This is a genomic window from Streptomyces bluensis (assembly GCF_014650715.1).
In the GTDB taxonomy this organism is placed as follows: domain Bacteria; phylum Actinomycetota; class Actinomycetes; order Streptomycetales; family Streptomycetaceae; genus Streptomyces; species Streptomyces bluensis.
In genome coordinates this window covers 197,461-218,283 of the sequence record NZ_BMVM01000013.1, presented here as the reverse complement: position 1 = coordinate 218,283, position 20,823 = coordinate 197,461, and the positions used below count along the sequence as shown (strand labels likewise).

14 protein-coding genes are annotated in these 20,823 nt (G+C 72.5%); 5 read left to right on the top strand and 9 right to left on the bottom strand.

The window, feature by feature from the left end; genetic code table 11:
- Positions 1-3 precede the first annotated feature (3 nt).
- The gene (locus tag IE262_RS28415; protein ID WP_189877669.1) at positions 4-1,410 is read left to right on the top strand and encodes a sensor histidine kinase; all 1,407 of its coding nucleotides are present in this window, start codon (positions 4-6) and stop codon (positions 1,408-1,410) included.
- 28 nt (positions 1,411-1,438) lie between these two features.
- Here the strand turns inward: IE262_RS28415 and IE262_RS28410 are convergent, their stop codons facing one another.
- Positions 1,439-2,425, bottom strand: coding sequence for a TAXI family TRAP transporter solute-binding subunit (locus IE262_RS28410; protein ID WP_134041253.1), 987 nt, complete (start codon positions 2,423-2,425; stop codon positions 1,439-1,441).
- 98 nt (positions 2,426-2,523) lie between these two features.
- The gene (locus IE262_RS28405) at positions 2,524-3,669 is read right to left on the bottom strand and encodes a peptidoglycan recognition protein family protein (RefSeq protein ID WP_229877543.1); all 1,146 of its coding nucleotides are present in this window, start codon (positions 3,667-3,669) and stop codon (positions 2,524-2,526) included.
- A 234-nt stretch (positions 3,670-3,903) separates the two neighbouring features.
- Here IE262_RS28405 and IE262_RS28400 point away from each other — a divergent pair, with 234 nt between their 5' ends.
- Positions 3,904-5,394 (top strand): glycoside hydrolase family 3 N-terminal domain-containing protein, encoded by a 1,491-nt coding sequence (locus tag IE262_RS28400; RefSeq protein WP_189877665.1) that lies wholly within the window; start codon positions 3,904-3,906, stop codon positions 5,392-5,394.
- Between the two features lie 84 nt (positions 5,395-5,478).
- Here IE262_RS28400 and IE262_RS28395 read toward each other — a convergent pair whose 3' ends face one another.
- Positions 5,479-6,738 carry a glycoside hydrolase 5 family protein gene (locus IE262_RS28395; RefSeq protein ID WP_189877727.1) on the bottom strand — a complete coding sequence of 420 codons (1,260 nt, stop codon included), beginning with the start codon at positions 6,736-6,738 and terminating at the stop codon, positions 5,479-5,481.
- A 67-nt stretch (positions 6,739-6,805) separates the two neighbouring features.
- On the opposite strand from IE262_RS28395, the gene IE262_RS28390 reads away from it, so the two are divergent.
- On the top strand, positions 6,806-7,861 hold the full coding sequence (locus IE262_RS28390) for an N-acetylglucosamine kinase (RefSeq protein WP_134041247.1): 1,056 nt from the start codon (positions 6,806-6,808) through the stop codon (positions 7,859-7,861).
- Complete coding sequence (locus IE262_RS28385) at positions 7,861-10,218, top strand: glycoside hydrolase family 3 N-terminal domain-containing protein (protein ID WP_189877663.1); 2,358 nt, start codon at positions 7,861-7,863, stop codon at positions 10,216-10,218. The genes IE262_RS28390 and IE262_RS28385 overlap by 1 nt, the downstream gene beginning before the upstream one ends.
- Here the strand turns inward: IE262_RS28385 and IE262_RS28380 are convergent.
- The 6 genes from IE262_RS28380 to IE262_RS28355 form a co-directional block, all read right to left on the bottom strand.
- Positions 10,182-11,102 carry a carbohydrate ABC transporter permease gene (locus IE262_RS28380; protein WP_373305163.1) on the bottom strand — a complete coding sequence of 307 codons (921 nt, stop codon included), beginning with the start codon at positions 11,100-11,102 and terminating at the stop codon, positions 10,182-10,184. The two genes, IE262_RS28385 and IE262_RS28380, sit on opposite strands and share 37 nt — an antisense overlap.
- Positions 11,099-12,118 (bottom strand): carbohydrate ABC transporter permease, encoded by a 1,020-nt coding sequence (locus IE262_RS28375; RefSeq protein WP_373305162.1) that lies wholly within the window; start codon positions 12,116-12,118, stop codon positions 11,099-11,101. The genes IE262_RS28380 and IE262_RS28375 overlap by 4 nt, the downstream gene beginning before the upstream one ends.
- Before the next feature lie 2 nt (positions 12,119-12,120).
- Complete coding sequence (locus tag IE262_RS28370; RefSeq protein WP_189877661.1) at positions 12,121-13,497, bottom strand: extracellular solute-binding protein; 1,377 nt, start codon at positions 13,495-13,497, stop codon at positions 12,121-12,123.
- 181 nt (positions 13,498-13,678) lie between these two features.
- On the bottom strand, positions 13,679-14,362 hold the full coding sequence (locus IE262_RS28365; protein ID WP_373305161.1) for a peptidyl-prolyl cis-trans isomerase: 684 nt from the start codon (positions 14,360-14,362) through the stop codon (positions 13,679-13,681).
- Entirely contained in the window at positions 14,359-18,714 is a 4,356-nt protein-coding gene (locus IE262_RS28360) for a glycoside hydrolase family 38 N-terminal domain-containing protein (RefSeq protein ID WP_189877659.1), read from the bottom strand. The genes IE262_RS28365 and IE262_RS28360 overlap by 4 nt, the downstream gene beginning before the upstream one ends.
- A gap of 105 nt (positions 18,715-18,819) precedes the next feature.
- On the bottom strand, positions 18,820-19,704 hold the full coding sequence (locus IE262_RS28355) for a MurR/RpiR family transcriptional regulator (protein ID WP_134041237.1): 885 nt from the start codon (positions 19,702-19,704) through the stop codon (positions 18,820-18,822).
- 223 nt (positions 19,705-19,927) lie between these two features.
- On the opposite strand from IE262_RS28355, the gene IE262_RS28350 reads away from it, so the two are divergent.
- Positions 19,928-20,701 (top strand): sugar isomerase domain-containing protein, encoded by a 774-nt coding sequence (locus IE262_RS28350; protein WP_189877658.1) that lies wholly within the window; start codon positions 19,928-19,930, stop codon positions 20,699-20,701.
- Positions 20,702-20,823: the final 122 nt, after the last annotated feature.

Below are 20,823 nucleotides of genomic sequence, written 5' to 3'. Positions count from 1 at the left end.
CGCGTGCGCACTCGTCTTCTTCCGCTGCTCATCGTCCTCATGGCTGCCGTGCTGCTCGCACTCGGTATCCCGCTGGCGGTGAGCCTGGCGGCCGCGGAGCAGCAGAAGGTGGTCGTCGACCGTATCGACGACACCGCGCGGTTCGCGGCGCTCGCGCAGTACGTCACCGAGCGTCCCAGCGGTTCGCGGGTGGACATCCCGGACGAGCGTCGCGACACCCTGCAGAAGGAGCTGGAGCGCTACCACGACGTGTACGGCATCCGGGCGGGCGTCTACGACCGCAATGAGAACCCCATGGCGAACGCGCCGCAGACCTGGCTGGTGCCCGAGGAGGGCGAGGGCCGTGACGCCTTCGTCGAGGCCCGCCTCGGGCGCCGCAGCCACGACCCGGAGCAGGTGTGGCCCTGGCAGCGGAACCGTCTCGTCGTGGCGTCCCCGGTCATCCGGGACGGTGACGTCGTCGCCGTCGTCGTCACCGACTCGCCCACGGGACAGATGCGGTCGGAGATCCAGCACGGCTGGCTGGTCATCGCCGCGGGTCTCCTCGCCGCGATGCTCCTCGCCGTCGGGGCCGCGCTGCGGCTGACCGGCTGGGTCCTCAGGCCCGTACGCGTCCTCGACACCACCACGCACGCCATCGCCTCGGGCCGTCTGAAGTCGAGGGTCGCGGTCGCCGGCGGGCCGCCGGAACTGCGGCGCCTGGCCCGCTCCTTCAACGAGATGGCCGACAACGTCCAGGACGTCCTGGAGCAGCAGCGCGCCTTCGTGGCCGACGCCTCGCACCAGTTGCGCAACCCGCTCGCCGCGCTGCTGCTGCGCATCGACCTGCTCGCACTCGAACTCCCGGAGGGAAACAAGGAGATCGCTTCCGTCCGCACCGAGGGCAAGCGTCTCGGCCAGGTCCTCGACGACCTGCTGGACCTGGCGCTGGCCGAGCACGCCGAGGCCGACCTCAGGCTCACCGACATCGGCGAGCTGGCCGCCGAGCGGGTGGCCGCGTGGGGACCGGTCGCCGACAGCAAGGGCGTCCGGCTGCTGGGGACCTGTCCGCCCACCACCGCCTGGGCCGACCCGGTCGCGCTGTCCAGCGCGCTGGACGCGGTGATCGACAACGCGGTGAAGTTCACGCCCGAGGGCCAGGCGGTGGGGGTGGAGGTCGCCTCCAACGGCGAGGTCTCCACGGTCGTCGTCACCGATGGCGGGCCCGGCCTCAGCGACGAGGAGCTCGGGCGCATCGGTGACCGTTTCTGGCGCAGCCCGGGGCACCAGAACATCAAGGGGTCCGGCCTCGGGCTGTCCATCTCCCGTGCCCTCCTCGCCGCGGGCGGCGGCTCGATCGCGTACGCCCACCACGAGCCGCACGGCCTGAAGGTGACCGTCACGGTGCCCCGGACGGGGCCGACGTCCTGAGGTCCGTTTCCGGCGGTGCGCCGGGCTCCTACGGCTTGACCGAGCGGTAGTACCGCCGGGCGCCCTTGTGGAGGGGCAGAGGGTCCGTGTAGATCGCCGTGCGCAGGTCCATGAGCTGGGCGGCGTGGACGTGGGAGCCGATGTTGTCGCGGCTCTTGATGACCACGCGGGTGAGCCATTCGGTGAGACGGGGGTCGAGGTCCGAGCGTGTGATCAGCAGGTTCGCCACGGTCAGCGTCTGCACGGGAGCGCCCTGCTGGACGGTCCAGTAGGCGTCGCCGGGCATCACCGAGGACCGGTAGTGGCGGGAGGTCTGGCCCTGGGCGTGCAGGTCGGTGACGAGGTCGCCGCTGATCGGGATGAACCGGTAGTCGTACACCCGGGCGAGGTCGACCAGACCGCCTGTGGGCAGGCCGCCCGACCAGAAGAAGGCGTCGATCTCGCCCTTCCGCAGCCGGTCCGGGGCCGTCCCTATGCTGTCTTTCTGCGGAATGATGTCTGTTGTGGGGTTCAGCCCCGCTGCCCTGAGCACCCGGGTCGCGATCAGGCGCACCCCGGATTCCTCTCCTCCCACGCCCACCCGCTTGCCCTTGAGGTCCGAGATCTTCTCGATGTCCGACGAGTGTGGGACGACGACCTGTACGTAGTCGTCGTACAGACGGGCCAGTCCGCGCAGCCTGCCGCGCCCGGGTGCCTGGTACGACTCGACCGCGTCGGCCGCGGCGATGGAGAGGTCGGCCTCTCCGGTGGCCACCCGTGAGACGTTCTGCTGGGAGCCGTCGCTCGTCAGCAACTCCACCTTCAGACCCGGCATGTCCTTGGCGATGGCCGTGCGCAACCGCTGACCGTAGTCGTGGTAGACGCCGCTCTGCGGTCCCGTGCTGATCGTGATCGTCCCGGTCGGCGGTGCCTCGCTCGGCCACAGCCACCATGTCAGCAGCCCGATGACCACGAGCGCGGCCGTCGAGGCCGACAGCACGCGGTGGGCGCCGCCGCGGTGGAGTGCCTGAAACATGCGCGCGATCCTGCCAGGTCAGCGGGCGTCGGCCAAGGGCCGGGCCCGCCGTGGAACGCGGACCCGGCATCCTCCGGGCAGTGAGGGGCCGTGCGGGGTCAGCCGCGGGCCGCCTCGTCGCGGAGCCGGTCGAGCTCGTCGTACATCGTCTGGCCCGGGCACTCCGTGTCGAACCAGTCCCGGTGGCCGGTGATCTGCGGGACCTCCTTCACGTTGCCGTTGACCGGGTTGGTGTACGTGACCGTGGCCTTCGGGTCGACGCCGTGGAGCCGCGTCAGCGCGCGGACCAGCCGGGTCAGCGACGCGCGGGCGGCGTCCGTCGGGCCCTGCTCCGTCAGGGTGCCGATCAGGGCGATGCCGAGGTTGCCGATGTTGTAGCCGACGGAGTGGAATCCGGTGACCAGCTTGCCGTCCCCGTCGTGCGCGGGCATGCCGTCGTCACCCGAGTAGCGGCCCTCGTAGACGTTGCCCGCCTCGTCGATGAGGAAGTGGTAGCCGATGTCGCCCCAGTCGTTGGTGATGGCGTGGAGCTGGTAGATCGCGCGCACGGTGGCCGCGGGGTCCGGGTCGTCGTTGACCGTGGCGGTGTGGTGGACCGCGATGGTCTGGAACGGGTAGTACGCGGGCGGTGTGTTCTCCGTGCCGTCCGGCTTGAAGCGCAGGCTCTCGTCCGCGCCCCAGGCCGCCCGCGACAGATAGGCGACACCCCGGACGCGGGTCGTGTCCGAGGGCACGGCGACCTTGCGTCCCGGCCCCTGCTGGGTGTCGAGGGCCAGCGAGCGCAGCTTGGTGGACCCGTCGGGCGCCTTCAGTTCGTAGCCGGAGGCCTTGTCGGTGGAGATCAGCAGGGCGCCGCCGTTGGTCTCCGAGCAGCCGCTGGCGCTGAAGTCCTGCCAGGTGCCCTGGCCGCCGTCCGCGTCGCGCAGCCGGATGCCGCCGCCGGACACGGCGGAGGTGCCCTCCCAGCGCACGCCGACGTAGCCGATGGGGAACGCCGCCTCGACGGGGGCCTCGCCCGTGGCCGCCTTGGCGCGGGTCCTGGGGAACGTCTCCGAGGTCGTGCCGGCCTTGGTGTCGCCGGTGTCGGTGGTGGCGTCGTCGGAGTCGTCCGTCGCGGCCATCACGGTCGGTGTGATCACGGCTGCGGCCGTGATCGCGCTCGCGGCACCGATCACGGTGCGCCGGGTCACCCGGGACTTCGCCCGGTGGGCAGGGGAGGAGGAAGGTGTGGGGGGAACTGTCACGGTGGGGTCCTCGACGTTTCTTGGCTGAGATGGTGCGCGCCGACCATCCTTGAAGACCCAAGGGAGAGTAGGGGGTTGGGCCGACGCGTCGCACACCGCCCCCCTGCTACCGGCGAGTTGCGAATTCCGCGGAGGGTGGTCGGCTGTGGCGCATGCGCGCTTGACTGGGCGGCTGATGGCGGTTGAATGATTCATCTTGTCGGCTTGAGCTGGTGACTCTTATCATCGAGGATTGTGGCCCACCCCGAGCATGCGCACGACCGTCCGGACCTGCCGGCCGACCTGGACGAGGCCGCCCATCGCTGCCTCGTCGCCGGGTTCGAGGGCACCACGGCGGTCCCCGACGCCCTGAAGCGGCTCATCGAGCGAGGACTCGGCGGGGTCATCCTCTTCACCCGCAACGTGCGCGACGCCGACCAGCTCCGCGGCCTCACCGAGCGGCTGCGGGAACTGCGCCCCGACCTGCTCGTGGCCATCGACAACGAGGGCGGCGGCATCGGACACCTGGTGAGGGCGGGCGCACCCGAGGTCCCCGGCAACCTCGCACTCGGCGTGGTCGACGACACCGAGCTGACCGCGCGCTGCGCCGACGCGCTCGCCGGGCACCTGTCCTCGCTCGGCATGACCGCCTCGTACGCCCCCGTCGCCGACCTTCAGCACCAGCCGCGCAACCCGATCGTGCGCACCCGCTCCTTCGGAGCCGATCCCGCGCTCGTCTCCCGCCAGCTGCGCGCCTGGATCACCGCCACCGAGGCGCGCGGTGTCGCCTCCTGCGCCAAGCACTTCCCCGGGCACGGCGGCACCGACACCGACAGCCACCACGGCATGGCCGTCGACCCCCGCCCGTACGACGAACTCGCCGCCGACATCGAGCCGTTCCGGGCGGCCGTCGCCGCGGGTGTGCCGATGCTCATGAGCGCGCACGTGGTCTACCCGGCGCTGGACCCCGGCCGGCCCGCCACCCTCAGCCCGCGCGTCCTGGGCGAACTGCTCCGCGGCGACCTCGGGTTCGACGGTGTCCTCGTCAGCGACGCCCTGGAGATGAAGGCGATCTCCGACCGCTACGGAGAGGCCGCCGGAGCGCGGCTCGCCCTCGCCGCCGGTGCCGACCAGGTCATCGTCGCGGTGGCGGACCTGGACGTCACCCTCGCCTGCCGGGACGCGGTGCTCCAGGCGCTCCGGGCCGGTGACCTCCCGGCGGAGCGTGTCCTGGAGGCCGCGGGACGGGTCCGGCGGCTGGCCCGCCGGTACGCCACCCCGAGGGTGAGCGGCCCGTGGGACGCGGGCGCCGGGCTGGAGGCGGCGCGTCGCGCCGTACGCGGCCGGGTGCTGCCGGGGCCCGTGCGGGGCGCCCATGTCGTCGACCTGTTCCCGCCCCCGCATCCCGCGCTCAACTGGGGCGGCGAGGACCTGCTGACCGAGGTGCGCGCGCTCGACCCCACGGCCACGGGGACGGCGGTCACCGGGGAGCCCGCGGACCCGGCGGGGCTCGTCGCCGAGGTGCTGCGGCGCGCCGAGGCGTCGCCGCTGGTGGTCGCCACCTACGACGCGGGGCTGCACCCCTGGCAGCATCGGCTCCGTGACGCGCTGCTGGCGGGGCGGCCGGACGCGGTGCGGGTGGCGACGGGACTGCCGGAGCCGGAGGACGAGGAGAGTCACGTCTGCTCGTACGGGCGGGGACGCGTGAACCTGCGGGCGGTCGCGGAGGTACTCACGGGCGGGTGAGCGTCCTCCGGTTGAGCGCCTCTCCCGCTGAGCGTCGTCCGGCTACGGGGCACTGAGCGTCAGCCGGCCATGGGTGACTGAGCGTCATCCGGACTCCACGAACTCCGTGATCCCCCGGGTCGCGAGGTACCCGGCGTCGTCCGCGCGCTCGGCGAGGACCACGGCGGGGCGGGCGCCCTCGGCGCGCAGACGCATCCACGTCTCGAAGTACGCGCCGCCCGGACCGGAGACGGACCGCGTGCCCGGTGCGCAGTCCAGGACCAGGGCGGCGGCGCGGGGCTCGGGAGAAGGAGGCTCGGCGCGCAGTCCGGCGATCGTGTCGGCGAGGGCCGCGGCGATCGGCTTGGCCCGGCCGGAGGAGTCGAACAGGCCCAGGGTGTACTCCAGTTCCGGGTAGTCGGCCAGGGAGCGGTCCACGTCGTGGGAGCACCACCACGTCACGCCCCACAGCCCGGCGCACCCGGCCGCGTTCAGCACGGTCGCCCGCGCGAACTGCGGGGCGTCCGCCGCGGGGATGTGCGGCTCGGGCGCCCCCGTCTCCTGGACCCAGACCGGCCGGTCCACGTCCACCGCGTACGCCTTGGCGAGCTCCACGCCGTACTCGGCGAGGTGCAGCACCTGTGGGGAGAGCGGACCGTAGCGGCGGGCGCAGTCGCCGGAGAAGACCCAGGGGTGGACGGTGGTCAGGTCGCCCTTGCGGGCGGAGGCCTCCGGGGTGAACGGGTGGTCGTCGCCGTACCAGACCGCGTCGAACGCGGAGTGCGTGACCAGGTGGCCGGGTGCGGCGCCGCGCAGGCCGTCGCGGGCGGCGGCGAGGAGGGTGTCCAGATAGTGGTCCACCTGCCCGGGCGTCACCGGGTTGTGCTCGACCAGGTTGTTGAGCTCGTTGCCGAGCTGGAGGCCGATGAGGTGGGGGCGGTCGGCGAGGGCCCGGCCGAGGGTCCGGAGCAGCCGTGCCTGGGCCTCTATGGCGTCGAGGTCGGTGAACACGTTGCGGTGGTGCCAGCTGCGGGTCCACTCCGGGTAGAAGTCGAAGCTCGACAGGTGGCCCTGCACGCCGTCCACCAGGACGTCGAGGCCCGCCTCACCCGCCAGGTCGACGAGCCGTACCAGCTGGTCGACGGCCGCGCCGCGGATCAACGTGCGGTTGGGTTGCAGGAGCGGCCAGAGGTGGAACACCCGGACGTGGTCCAGGCCCAGCGCGGCCAACTGCGCCAGGTCCTCGCGGGCGTGTCCCTCGTCGAAGTCGTGCCAGGAGTGGAACCAGCCGCGGCGCGGGGTGTAGTTGACGCCGAACCGCAGGGGCGGTGCCGGGGACGGTGCGGGCGCGGGGGGAGTACGGATGGGGTCCTCCTCGCCGACGGTGCGTCGGTCTTGTCCTCGACGAATGTATGAACCACCATAGTCGGCGATGAGCAATGAATTGAACCAGGATCTCGTGGTCGGTCTGGACGCGGGCGGCACGCGCACCCGCGCCGTCCTGGCGACCGCCGGGGACGGGCGCCCGCTGGGCGAGGGTGTCGCGGGTCCCGGCAACGCCCTGACCGTCCCCGTGCCGCAGCTCACCGAGCAGCTCGCCGAGTCCGTCGGCCGGGCGGTGCCGGAGCGGGCGCGCGGCAGGGTCGTGGCCGTGGCCGGCGGCTTCGCGGGCGCCACGGGAGCCTCCCCGGACGAGCCCGGGCGCCTCAACGCGCTGGCCGCGCTGACCGCCGCGCTCGGCGGACTGGGCATCGCCACCGAAACGGTCGGGATCCACAGCGACATCGAGGCCGCGTTCGCCTCCGCGCCCGGCGCCCCCGCCGACGGCCTCGCCCTCGTGGCGGGCACGGGCGCGGTCGCGGCCCGGATCGCGGAACGCCGCTGCGCCGCCACCGTGGACGGCGACGGCTGGCTCCTCGGCGACGACGGCAGCGGCTTCTGGATCGGCCGCAGCGCGGTGCGGGCCGCGCTGCGCATGGCGGACGGGCGCGGCCGGCCCACGGCACTGGCCGCGGCGGTCGGGCGTGCGCTGGGGCTGCCGGAGGAGGCTCTGCCCTACGAGGCCGACGTCCTGCCGTACGGGACCAACGCCCCGCGCCACGAAAAGGACGGCGCCGCCTCGGGGAAATGGTCCCGAGCCCAGCGCGAGGCCTTCCGCATGCACCTGCTGCCGGCCGTGATGGCGCAGCCGCCGGTCCGGCTCGCCCGGCTCGCGCCCCTGGTGGCCGAGGCCGCACGGCGCGACGACGCCGTCGCCGGGGCGATCCTCGACGAGGCGGCCGGCCAACTGACCGACACCGTCCGCGCGTTGGAACCCCGGCCCGGCGAGCGGATCGTCGCCACCGGCGGACTGCTCGGCCCCGAAGGCCCGCTGACCGCCCCCCTGACCAGCCGCCTCCGGGCCCTCGGCCTGACCCTCGACCAGGTGCCGGACGGCTGCCCGGGTGCCGTGGCCCTCGCCCGGCTCGCACACGAGGGCCACGGCTGATGGGCGGCACCCAGCAGAAAGCCCGCCCTCTCTACCGCGACCCCACGGCGCCGGTCGACACCCGCGTCCGTGACCTCCTGCCCCGCATGACGCTGCGCGAGAAGGCCGGCCAGCTCAACCAGCGCATGTACGGCTGGGACGCCTACCGCCGCACGCCCGACGGCGAGTTCGAGCTCACCGAGGCGCTGCACGCCGAGACCGAGCGCTTCGCCGGGCTCGGCGCCCTGTACGGACTCTTCCGCGCCGACGCCTGGTCCGGCGTCGACCACACCACCGGAGCGGACGCGGCGCACGGCGCGGCCCTCGCCGACCTGGTGCAGCGTCACGTCGTGGCGTCCAGCCGCCTCGGCATCCCGGCCCTGTTCGTCGAGGAGGTCCCGCACGGCCATATGGCCCTGGACGGCACCGCCCTGCCCGTCAACCTGACCGTCGGCGCGACCTGGGACCCCGAGCTGTACGAACACGCCGCCGCCCACGCCGCCGCCGAACTGCGCGCCCGCGGCGGCCATGTGGCCCTGGTCTCCGCGCTGGACATCGCCCGCGACCCGCGCTGGGGCCGTACCGAGGAGTGCTTCGCGGAGGACCCGTACCTGGCCGCCCGGCTCACGGAAGCACTGGTGCGGGGCATGCAAGGGGAGACAGGGGCGGAGACAGGTCACACGCGGGACGGTCTCTTCGCCGACGACAAGGCCCCCGTCGTGCTCAAGCACTTCGCCGGGCAGGGCGCCACGGTCGGTGGCCGCAACTCCGCCGAGTCGGAGCTCGGGCTCCGGGAACTGCACGAGATACACCTCCCGGCCGCCCGCGCCGGAGTCCGGGCCGGCGCCGCCGCCGTCATGGCCGCGTACAACGAGGTCGACGGCATGCCCTGCTCCGGCAACCGCGCCCTGCTGCACGGGCTGCTCCGCGAGCGCTGGGGTTTCCGGGGGATCGTCATGGCCGACGGGCTCGCCGTGGACCGGCTGGCCCGGATCACCGGTGACAAGGTGTCCGCCGGAGCCCTCGCCCTGAGCGCGGGCGTCGACCTGAGCCTGTGGGACGAGGGCTTCACCCACCTTCAGGAGGCGGTCGAGCGCGGACTCGTCGGTGAGGACGCCCTGGACGCCGCCGTCGCCCGGGTGCTGCGCCTGAAGTTCCGCCTCGGGCTCTTCGACCGCCCGTACTGCGCCGACCGGCCGGTCCCCGCGCCCGCCGCCGACCGTGGGCGCGCCCTGAGCACCGCCCTGGCGCGCGGCGCGGTCACCCTCCTCCACGACGACGGCCGCGTGCTGCCGGTCCGGCCCACGGTCGCCCGCATCGCGGTCCTCGGCCCGCACGCCGCCACGACCGCCCACCAACTCGGCGACTACTCCGCCCCGCAGCGCCCCGGCACCGGCAGCAGCGTCCTCGACGGACTGCGCCGCCTCGCCCCGCCGGACATCGCGATCCGTCACGCCCGCGGCTGCGCCCTCACCGGCGACGACGCCTCGGGCGTCCCCGAGGCCGTCGCCGCGGCGAGCGCCGCCGACCTGGCCGTCCTCGTCCTGGGCGGCAGCAGCGCCCGTACCCCGGACACGGACTTCGCCGCCAACGGAGCCGCGCGCACCCCCGTCCCGGAGATGACCTCCGGCGAGGGCATGGACCTCGCCGGACTACGACTCGGCCGGGCCCAGCACGCGCTGCTGGACGCCGTCACGGCCACCGGCACCCCCACCGTGGTCGTCCTGGTCCAGGGCCGCCCGCACGCCGTTCCCGAGGCGGCGGACCGGGCGGCGGCCCTGCTCACCGCCTGGTACCCCGGCCCGTGGGGCGGCGACGCGATCGCCGAGGTACTGCTCGGGCACGCCGAACCCGGCGGACGGCTCCCCGTCTCCGTGCCGCGCTCGGTGGGCCAGCTGCCCGTCCACTACAACCACAAGGACACCGAGTACGGGTCGTACGTCGACGAGAGTGCCGAGCCGCTCTACTCCTTCGGGCACGGGCTGACGTACACGGCCTTCGCGTACGGCCCGCCGCGTCTCGCCGAGGACGCCGCCGAGGACACCGTCGAGGTCGACATCACCAACACCGGGCGGCGCCGCGGCCGTACCGTCGCCCAGCTCTACATCCGCCGTCTGCTGACCCCGGTGTGGCCGCGCACCCTCGAACTGCGGGACTTCCGCAGCGTCGGCCTGGAGCCGGGGGAGCGCCGCACGGTCACCTTCCCCCTCGGCGCCGGCCGGCTGGCCCAGGTCGGCGCCGACCTGGAGACGGCCGTGCTGCCCGGCACCCTGGAGATCCGGGTCGCCGCGTCGTCGCGGGCCGCGCTGAGGGCCGTACCCGTCGTGCTGCGGACCGACGGTCAGAGCTTCACGGCGCCCGCCGAGACACCCTTGTAGAACCACCGCTGCGTGAGGAAGAACAGCACCAGCACCGGAACGATGGAGATCACCGACCCGGCCATGACCACCCGCTGGTCGTAACCGAACGACGAGCTCTGCAGCCGGGAAAGACCCAGCGTCAGCGTCATGTTGGCCTCGGAGCGCAGCACGATCAGCGGCCAGAGGAAGTCGTCCCAGGCGGCGATGAACGTGTTGATGACGACCACCAGGATCGCGCCCCACGCGGACGGCAGATACAGGTGCCTGAACCGCTGCCACTCGCCCGCACCGTCGATCATCGCCGAGTCCTCGATCTCGCGCGGCACCGCCAGGAACGCACCGCGCATCAGCAGGACGTTGATGGCACCGACGAACACGGGCAGCCACACGCCCACCAGGCTGTCGACCAGGCCGAGGTCACGGATGCTCAGGAACAGCGACACCATGATCGACTCGAAGGGGAACATCATGGAGGCGGCCAGCAGGACCCACACCGCCCTGCGGCCCTTCCACGCCGGCTTGGAGAGCATGTAGCCGGCCGTGGTGGAGAACAGCAGCTGGCTGGTGACCGACAGGACGACCACGAACAGGCTGTTCCAGATGTACGTGGCCACCGGCACCTGCTCGAAGACCTCCCGGTAGGCCCGCAGGGTCGGGTCGTGCGGCAGCAGTGAGGCGTTCTCCCCGAAGACGTCCTCGCCGGTGCCCTTCAGCGACGCCAGGAACTGCCAGAGCAGCGGCCCCACGGTGATGCCGAGCACGAAGAGCAGCAGCAGATAGCGCAGGACGAGTTCACGGGGGCGGCCGTAGTCCCGCCAGCGGGGCATGAGACGCCGGGGCATCGGGCGCCGGGGCGGCAGGCGCAGGCGCAGGCGCCGGGGCTTGGGCACGGCCGTCGTCATGACTCGTCCTCCTTCGTCAGGCGCTGCGCCAGCAGGGTCAGCCCCAGCGTCAGCAGGAACAGGGCCACACTGACCGCCGATCCGTAACCGGCGTTGCCGGTGAGGGGGTCGAGGCCGACGTCGCGGATGTAGAAGGGCAGGGTGCGGTCCGCGCCGCCGGGGCCACCGGTGGGGCTGCCGAGCATGTAGATCTCGGTGAACACCCGCAGCGAGCCGATGCCGGTGAGCGTGCCGACCAGCATCATGGCCTGCCGGACGCCCGGCACCGTGATGTGCCAGAAGCGCCGGGCCGCGCCGGCTCCGTCCATGGCCGCCGCCTCGTGCAGTTCCCTGGGCACGTTCCCCAGCGCGGCCAGGTAGAAGATCATGTACCAGCCGAGTCCCTTCCACAGGGTCAGGCCCATCGCGGAGAACAGGATCAGCCACGAGTCGGACAGGAACGGGATGGCGTCCTCGATCAGACGGGCCTTCTCCAGCGAGGTGTTGATCAGCCCCTCGTCGGCGAGCAGCCACTGCCAGCTCAGCCCCACCACCACGCTGGAGGCGAGGACCGGGGTGTAGAAGGCCGACCGGAAGAACCCGATGCCGGGCAGCTGCTTCTCCACCAGGACGGCGAGCAGCAGCGGCAGCAGCACCATCAGCGGCACCACGATCAGCGCGTACAGCAGGCTGTTGCGGGTCGCCAGCCAGAAGTCGGGGTCGTCCAGCATCCGTGTGTAGTTGGACCAGCCGACAAAGCCCGCGGCGCCGCCGAGCGGCTTGGCATCGGTGAACGACAGCACCAGCGTGTTGAGGAACGGGAACACACCGAAGACCGCCGCGCAGACGATGGCGGGGGCGGTCCACAGCCAGGGCTGCCACCAGCGGCGGTACAGCGCCGCGCCGTTGGCGCCGGGAGCGGGACCGGGCCTGAGGGCGCGGCCCGCTCGGCGTAGACGGGACGGGGCCGTGCCCGATCCGGGGCGCGCGGCCTGCGCACCGGGCACGGCCACCGGCTTCGCGGTGTCGGCCACCACGGTCAGCTGCCCTGCTTCAGCAGGTCGTTCGCCTTGTCCTGGGCGTCCTTCACCGCCTGCTCGGGGCTCTTCTTGCCCTGCATGGCCAGCTGCACCTGCGACACGATGGCCTTCTGCACCGCCGGGGAGAGGTTGGTCTGGTAGGCGGTGGCGGTCTTGAGCTGCTCGGCGACGAGCTTGCGCGCCTGGGAGAAGGGGTCGTCGCCGGTCGCGTTCTGGAAGAACGGGTCGTCCAGGGAGGAGGTGGTCGTCGGGAAGATCACGACGTTCGGGTTCTTGCACCAGGCCGTCTGGTTCTCGGCGTTGGTGAGGAACTTGGCGAACGCGAGCGCCGTGGCGGCGTTCTTGCTCGTCGAGCTGACCCCGATGTACTGCGGGGCACCGGTGGTGTGGCCGAGCTTGTCGAGGGGCTGCCGGCCGACGCCGGTCCTGGCGTAGACCGACGGGCTGTTCTGCTTCACGAAGCGCACGAAACTCGGGTTCGTCGAACCGTAGGCGACCTGGCCCTGGCTGTACGGCGTGGAGGGGTCGTTGCTGGAGGACAGCGAGTCCTTCGGCATGGCGCCCCCTTGGTACAGCTTCGCCATCCAGGCGACCCACTCGGTGGTCCTCGGGTCCTCGGCGAAGGTGGCGGACCTGCCGTCGGCGGACAGCGTCCTGATGTCCATCTGGTCCCAGTCGGCCGGTATCCGCCAGATCGGGTTGGCCATCGTCGCGTAGTACTCGCCCTTGGCCGACTTGGCGATCTTCTCGTAGTCGGCGAACAGCCCGAACATGGTCGTCGGCGGCTTGTCCGGGTCGATTCCGGCCTTCTTCAGCAGGTCGGTGTTGTACGTCAGCAGGACGCCGCCGGTGTACCAGGGGAACACCGTGTGCACGGACGCGCCCGTGGAGTCCTTCATGGTGCTGGACTTCCAGAACGCCGGGACGAACGGCTCGGCGGAGGAGGGGTCCTTGACGCCCAGGTTGAGCAGGTAGTCGTGCTTGGTGAGGGCGGTCGCGGTCTCGGAGTTGAGATTGAGCACGTCGGGCAGGGTGCAGGCCTGGGCGTCGGCGACGTTGCGCTGGGTGAACGTCGCGGCGTCGCCGGGGTCGTCGATCCATTTGACCGAGGTGCCGGGGTTGGCCTTCTCGAAGTCCTGGATCACTCCGTTGAAGAACTCCCCGAAGTCTTTCTTCAAGTTCGTCGTCTGGAAGGTGATGCTGCCCTTGATGTCGCCGGAGAGCTTGCCGGAGCCGACGTTGCCCTGGTCGACCGTGCAGTTGCCCACGGTGGCTTCCCCGTCTCCGGCGTCGCCGCCCGAGAGGCCGCAGCCCGCGGCCGTCAAGGACAGGACGACGAGACAGGTCAGGGATCCGGTGAGTCTTCTTGTGCGCATGGTCGTTGCCCTCCTGCGGCCAGGTCGTGCACTCGCTGCTGGTTCACGTCACTGCTGGTTCAATTCACCAACTTCGGCTTCAGTTGATGAAAAGGTGGACCAGAATTCATCGGAGGTCAATGGGGTTCCGTGTTGCGTTTCGGTTCCGGCCGCGTGGCGGCCAACTCCGGGCAACTCCCGGTCAGTGCCGGTGCTCGTGGTCCGGGTGCGCGGGGTCGCCGGGGTGTTCGTGCCCGGGGGTGTACACCACGCCGATGCGAGCCTGATCGAGCCAGGCGAAAAAGGCCCGATGTCCCGCCGCCCGTCGCAGCTCCCGCTCGATGCCCTCACGGGCCCGCTCGTACGGCAGCAGGTCGGCCGGCGCCGGCTCGTCGAAGGGGTCGACACCCCGCCGCAGGGCCTGAGAGGTGAGGAAGCGGTCGCGGTTGCGGTCGTAGTAGTCCCGTGCCGCGGCCTCGGGGATCTCCTGCTCCTCCTCGAATCCGTCCAGCAGGGCGCGTGCGGCGGGGGAGTGGGCGAGCACCGCCGCGACGATGCTGCCCAGGTCGGCGACGTCCGCCTCCGCCACGGCGAGCACCTGGGACGGCGACACCTCCTCCGCTGCCTCCAACCCCCGGGCGACGCAGGCGCGTCGGGCCAGCTCGTCCGCGACCACCACCTGCGTCGCCCAGCGCCGCCGCTGCCGCTCGGCCCGGGCGAGGGCCTCGGGGCGCGTCTCACGGTCGCGTGCGGGGACGGCCTTCAGGAAGGCGTCCACCCGGGTACGGGGGATGGCCTCGCCGTGGACGAGGGCGGCGGCGCCTTCGGGAGGGTCCGTTCGCGGGTGGGCGTGTGGGGGGACGTGCGCCGCGGTGGGCCCCTTCACGGCGTCACCTCCAGCACGACGGTCTCCGTGTAGGCGACGTTGCCGTGCCACGCCACCTTCGCCATCAGCCAGTACGAGCCCTCAGGCACCGCGCCGCCGTCCACCTCGATCACGCACTCGGCCCGCTCCCCGGCGGCCACCGTGAACCCCTGGCAGCCGGGAGTCACACCCGCCCACGTGCCCCACGACGACACGGCCCACAGCGTGCCGTTGACGGGCCCCCGGGTGGTGTTCCGTACGGTCACCGGGACCCGGACGCGCTCACCCCGCCGCACGGTGACGCGCCCGGTGCCGAGCCGGGTCACGAGGGTGGGCCCGGTACGCCCGTCCGGTTCGCCCTCCGGTACGGCACCCGGAACGTCGAGCGCGACGACGTCCTCGTACGTCTGACCGCCGTACTCCAGGTGAGCGGCGAGCCAGTGCCGGCCGGGCGCGGCCCCGGGCGGGGGCGTGACGGTCACCTCGGCGAGGGTGAACCCGCCGGGGCCCAGCGCGTACGGCACCTCGGCCGGCTCGACGGACCAGCCGGGAGGTACCGCGAGGGCCACCGTGCCGGACACCGGCGCGTCGGTGAGCTCCGAGCTCACCCGGACCGTCGCGGTGACCGGGTGGCCGTCGGACGCGGTGAGCGCCGTCGGCGACACGTACACGGCCACCGGCAGGTTGCCGCGCGGGGCGGGACCGGAGTTGTGCAGCCAGTAGCGGGTGTGGACCGGCTGGGCGGGTTCACGGGCGGCGACTCCGGGCCCGGTGGAGAGCTGTGGACGGTCGGGCCCGGTGGGCTGTGGACGGTCGGGCCCGGTGGAGGGCTGCGCGTGGTCGGGCGTGGCGGGGGGCTGCGCGCGGTCGGGCGTGGCCAGGACGGTGGCGACCTCGAAGCCGGCCAGGTCCGTTTCGAGGCCGCCCCCCTCGCCCGGGACGAGGGGCTCCCCGGGCCTTTCCAGGACATCGGCGCGGGCACCCTCCGTCCACGCGTACGGCCCGGTCACGCGCGCCCGCACCCGCCGCCCGTTCACCTCGTGCATCCGTACGACGATCCCGCGCGCCGGGTCGGCGGGCGCCACGCTGCCCCGGGCGAGCGGGGAGCCGACGGGTTTGAGGGCGTCGAGGAGGACCTCACCGGCGGGTTCCAGGCCCAGCAGGGTGGTCGTCCTCGGCACCCGCGCGGGCGTCCGGGGCCCCTCACCGTCCGTCCGCAGCCGTGCGGTCAGCGGATGGTTGAACTCGTGTCCGCGCGCGGGCAGTCCGAGCTCCCGCCAGTCGCCCCCGCCCGCGACGACGGCGTACTCGAAGGTGTGCGACCAGCGCTGGAGCTGGAAGCCCGAGCCGTCCGGGGCGGTGCGGCGCGGCGGGTCGACCCAGATGCCCGACGGCCAGCCGGTGCAGGAGCGCATCAGGGACATGCAGAGGTCGCCGGCGGTCGTGACCACGCAGCCGGGCGTGCCCCGGTTGAGGACGGCGAAGCTGCGCCCGTCCCAGGCGTCGCCCGGCGGCAGCGCCTCGCCGCCGCCCGCCGCCGTGGCCGTCACGGTCGCGTCGTCGAGGTCGGCGATCAGCGCCTCGACCGCCTTCGCGTCGTCCTCGGGGCGGGCGCCCGCCACCACGAGCAGCGGCAACCGCTCCAGGTCGCGCAGATCGGCGCCCGGCACCCACTCCTCCCGCAAACCGGCCCGTGGCGCGACCCACACCGCCGCCACACCCCGCTCGGCCAGTTGCCGCTTCAGCTCCCGCCCCGCCGCCGGGTGCCGGCCGAGGGCCTCGGCGACCAGGGGGTTGCGTTCGGGTGCGCCGACGGCGATGCGGAGGTCGGGGAGGTTGGAGTCGACTTCGAGGTCGCCGTAGCGCTGCCCCCCGGCGATGGTCGACGTCGCCGTGACCCCGGCGCGCACGAGAGCGGCCGCGAGCGGGGTGCCGAGTTCCCCGGCGTCGTCCCAGTTCGCGTACACCAGCTCGGCGACACCGATGGACCGGTGTCCGAGGAACGCGCCGGACTCGTCGTGCACCGCCACCCGCGCGGTGGAGCCGAGACCGAACCACGTGTGGGCCGGGTTGTCGAGCGTCCACGGGAACCGCTCGCTGTCGACCTCCACGAACCCGAACCCGCGCCCGATGACCGCGTCGGCCACCTCGTGCACCGGCAGCCCGCCCCGGACGGAGGACGGCCACCGCACCCGGATGAGCCGGTCGGCGCCGTCGTACCCGTCGATGGTGGTCGTCACGTCCAGCCGGTCGACGCCCTGCCACAGGCACAGCCGCTGGGTGTACCGGAACAGCCCGAGGTCGCCGGTGACGGTGATGCGGGACCCGGCCGGGGAATGTTCCACTGTCACGGAAGCCGTCACATCGCGGCTGCGAGCCACGGTGGTGCCGGTCGGCGTCAGGTGCCAGGGCCCCTCGCCGAAGCGCGGATGCCTCGGATACTCCTCCTGGACGACGAGCTCGTTGCCGACGTCCCCGGGGTGCAGCAGTTCGCGCCCGCCGTCGCGGAGCGCGCGCAGGCCGCTGACGGCGCCGCCGCGCGCGGGGTCGACGGTCACCTCGTAGAACGCGTTGCGGATCGTCGTACCGTCGCGCGGCGTCCACCCGGACACCGAACTCTCGGCCAGGGGAAGGGCTTTGAGGCCGAGGCCGGGCACGTCCGGCACGACGACACGGAGCCGGCCGTCCTCGTCGCGCACGGCGGGCAGGGGGCGGCCGGAGTCCTCGTCGAGCGGGACCAGGCCCCGGTCCTCGACGGTGACCACGTCCCGCCGCGGCCAGGTCGAGGAGTTGAGGACGACGAGGTCGGGGGTGCCGCCGGGCGGCGGGGCGACATGGTCGGCGAGGGCCTGGGTGGCGTCGGCGTGCACGGTCTCGGCCAGGTCGTACAACTCCCGCCAGCCGGTGAGCAGATCGATGTAGACCTGATCGGACTCCGAGCCGGTGATGGCGTCGTGGTGGGCGCCGTAGATCAGCTGCCGCCACGCCTTGTCGAGCGCGGCGTCCGGATACGGGTGACCTGTGACGAGGGACGCGAGCGTCGCCCAGGCCTCGGCGTCGGCGAGCAGCGCCTCGCCGTGGCGCTGGGCCTGCTTGGTGTCGATGTACGAGACGTCCTTGCCCGTGTAGACGGGGTTCATGTCCCGCGTCTGGGGCGAGGCCCTGCGCCCCTCGGCCTCCAGCTCGGCCCGCACGGCGGCGAAGAAGTCGCGCGGTACGGCACTGATGAAGCGAGGCCAGACGTAGCGGGCGTTCCAGTCGCGGTGGATGTCCATCACCCAGCGGCACGGCGGCGCGTAGTCCCCGCCGACCGGGAGCAGCACGTTGCGGGTGAGCGCGACCTGCTTGAGGCCCTGGAACAGCTTGTACGCGGCCGCCTCGGCCTCGGGCAGGGTCGGCGCGTTGTCGATGGCCCAGCCCGCGCCGTAGTGGTTGACCATGTACGCGGTCAGCAGGCCCCGCCCGGACGGGGCGATCCAGCTGAACTCGGCGGGGAACTGCATCCTGTTCGGATCGCGCGGCTCCTCGCCGAACACGGAGAGGGTGGGCCCCCACTGGTGGAACGGCCCCCGCGCCCACGAGCTGGAGGAAAGCCCCGCGTCCGCCATGAGCCCCGGGAACTGCGGGTCGTGCCCGAACGCGTCCAGCTGCCAGGCGGTTTCGGGCGAGGCCCCGAGGATCGCCCGCTGGAAGCCGTCCCCGTACACGGCGTTGCGTACGGTCGCCTCGGCACCGGTCAGGTTGGTGTTGGGCTCGTTGTAGGTGCCGCCCATGATCTCGACGCGGCCGGTGCGCAGCAACTGGCGCAGGAAGGCCCGCTCCTCGGGGAAGGCGTCCCAGTACGGCTTGAGGTAGTCGACCTCCGCGAGCACGAACGTGTACGCCGGGTCGCGCCGCGCCAGATCGCAGTGGGCGCGGACCAGGCTCATGCCGGACTGGCCGCGCGAGTCGAAGGTGCGGGCCGGGAGCCCGCTGGTGGCCGGGTCGTCGGCGACGTCCCAGGTCTCGGTGTAGGCGGCCTGGGTGTTCCACCAGACGGGGTCGTAGTGGAAGTGGCTGACCATGAACATGGTCCAGCCGGGTTCGGCGACCGTGAACTCGCCGGTGTGCCGGTCCCGTTCGTCTCCGTCCGCGGCCGTCACCGTGATCGGGCAACGGCCGCCGACGGGGAGGCCGGTGGTCACGGGTATCTCGGCGCGTACCGTGCCGCCCTCGCCCACGGTGGTCTCCGAGGTACCGGTGAGACCCGGGCCGTCCACGGTGAGCCGGACGGTCCGGCCCGGGGTGTGACTCAGCTCGACGGCCACCACCTGACGCGGCTGCTCGATGGTTCCGGCGAAGAGCTCGGTCGACTCGACAGCGGTGACACGCATGAGGCTCCTACGAGGATGCTCGGCGGAGCCTCATCGTGGCACCGAGAGATGGTTCAAACAACCATCTTCGCGTTCATTCGGTGGTTCACCCATGCAGCTTCATGGTCACCGTGCACGGCGGGATTTCACGGCGTGCTGTCCGGCGATGTGGTCCGTCAGGGCCAGCGAGGTGCTCGTCCGCTGGTAGGAGAGCTGGGCGATCCGGACGTAGAGGCAGTCGATCAGCACCAGCACGGAGTGCCGGGCGCCGATGATGCCGGTGGGGAAACGGGTCTCCGAGGAGGTGGAGATGAGCCGGATGTCGGCGGCCTTGGCGAGCGGTGAACGCGGGTCGGCGGTGATCGCCACCGTGGTGGCGCCCCGCTCCTTCGCCAGCTCGAACGGCTCGATGGTTTCCCGGGTGGCCCCCGAGTGCGAGATGCCGAGGGCGACGTCGGCCGGGGTGAGCAGCGCGGCGGAGGTGGCCGCGGCGTGCACCTCGGTCCAGGCGCGCACCGTGCAGCCGATCCGGAACAGCCGGGTCTCGGTCTCCTGAGCCACGGCCCCGCTGCCGCCGACGCCGTAGACGTCGATGCGGCGGGCCCGGGCGATCGCCTGCGCCGCGCGCTCCACGGCGTCGAGGTCGATGCGGTCGATCGTCTGCTGGATTGCGCGCAGATCCGCGCTGCCGACGACCTGGACGACCCGTTCGAGGTCGTCGTCGGGGGAGATGTCGGGGCCGATCTCGGCCGTACCCCAGTCGGAGACCTCGCCGCGGCCGCGCTCCTGGGCCAGCTCGATCAGCAGGTGCTGGTAGGAGTCGAGCCCCACGGCGCGACAGAAACGGGTGACCGTGGCCTGCGAGGTGCCGGTGCGGCGGCCCAGTTCCGCGGCCGATACATGGGTGACGGCGGCCGGATCCTCCAGGATCAGCTCGCCCACCTTCCGCAGGGAGCCGGCCAGGCGGGGCAGCTCGGTACGGATCAGAGTGGTGACGTCCGTCGAGGGCATGCGGAACCCGGTCTCCTTGGTGCTGAGTGGTGCGTGGTGATGTGTGTGCTGATGGTGAGGAATGTACCAGCCACCAGCTGCATGGCAGTTTGAAATTCAGGACCGTAATCGAGGGAGGGGCTTCGAAGCTGGTATCGCTCCGTTGCTCAAGCTGCGACACGTATGATTCAGTGATTCACCGAGTGTAGTTGAGGTGGTTCAATCCACCGGTGGGGAGTGTCCCGTGCCCGTCGACTCCGTGGACTCCGTCAGCGCCGAGGGTTTCGCGCGTGCGAGCCTGGCCGTTCTCGACCGCATCGCCGTGTCCGCCCGGGACGAGGTGCGGCAGGCCGCGGAGCTGATCGCCGACTGTGTGCGCTCGGGGGGAGTCGTCCAGGCCTTCGGCACCGGACATTCCCAGGCCGTCGTCCTGGAGGTCGCGGGTCGTGCCGGCGGGCTCGTCCCCACCAACCGGCTGTCCATCGCCGACCTCGTCCTCTACGGCGGGGACGACCCGACCGTGCTGGACGACCCCCTGCTGGAGCGCCGGTCCGGAGTGGCCGCCCGGCTCTACGACCTCGCCGCGCCGCAGGCCGGCGACCTGTTCGTCATCGTGTCGAACTCGGGCGTCAACAACGTGATCGTCGACATGGCGCTGCACGCCAAGGACCAGGGGCACCGCGTCCTGGCCGTCACCTCGCTGGCCCACACCCGCGCTGTCCCCGCCTCCCACCCCAGTGGCCGCAAGCTCGCCGACATCGCCGACGTCGTCCTGGACAACGCCGCCCCGCGCGGCGACGCCCTCCTCGGACTCCCGGGCGGCGGCGCCGTCTGCGCGCTGTCCACCCTGACCGGCGTGATGCTGGTCCAGATGGCCGTCGCCGAGGCCGCCGCGCGGCTGCTCGCCACCGGTGAGCGCCCGCCGGTGTACGTCTCGGCCAACGTGCCCGGCGGCTTCGAGGGCAACCTGGAACTGGAGAAGCGCTACAGCGGGCGCATCCGCCGCACGGCGAGCTGAGGGCTGCTGGGGCGTACGAGGGCTGCTTCACCACCTTGACGCCGGGTTCCTTCGCGTCTACTTCTGTCATGGCTATGCCAGTTCAGTATTCCGTTTGATGTTCGGTATACCGAATCCCGAAT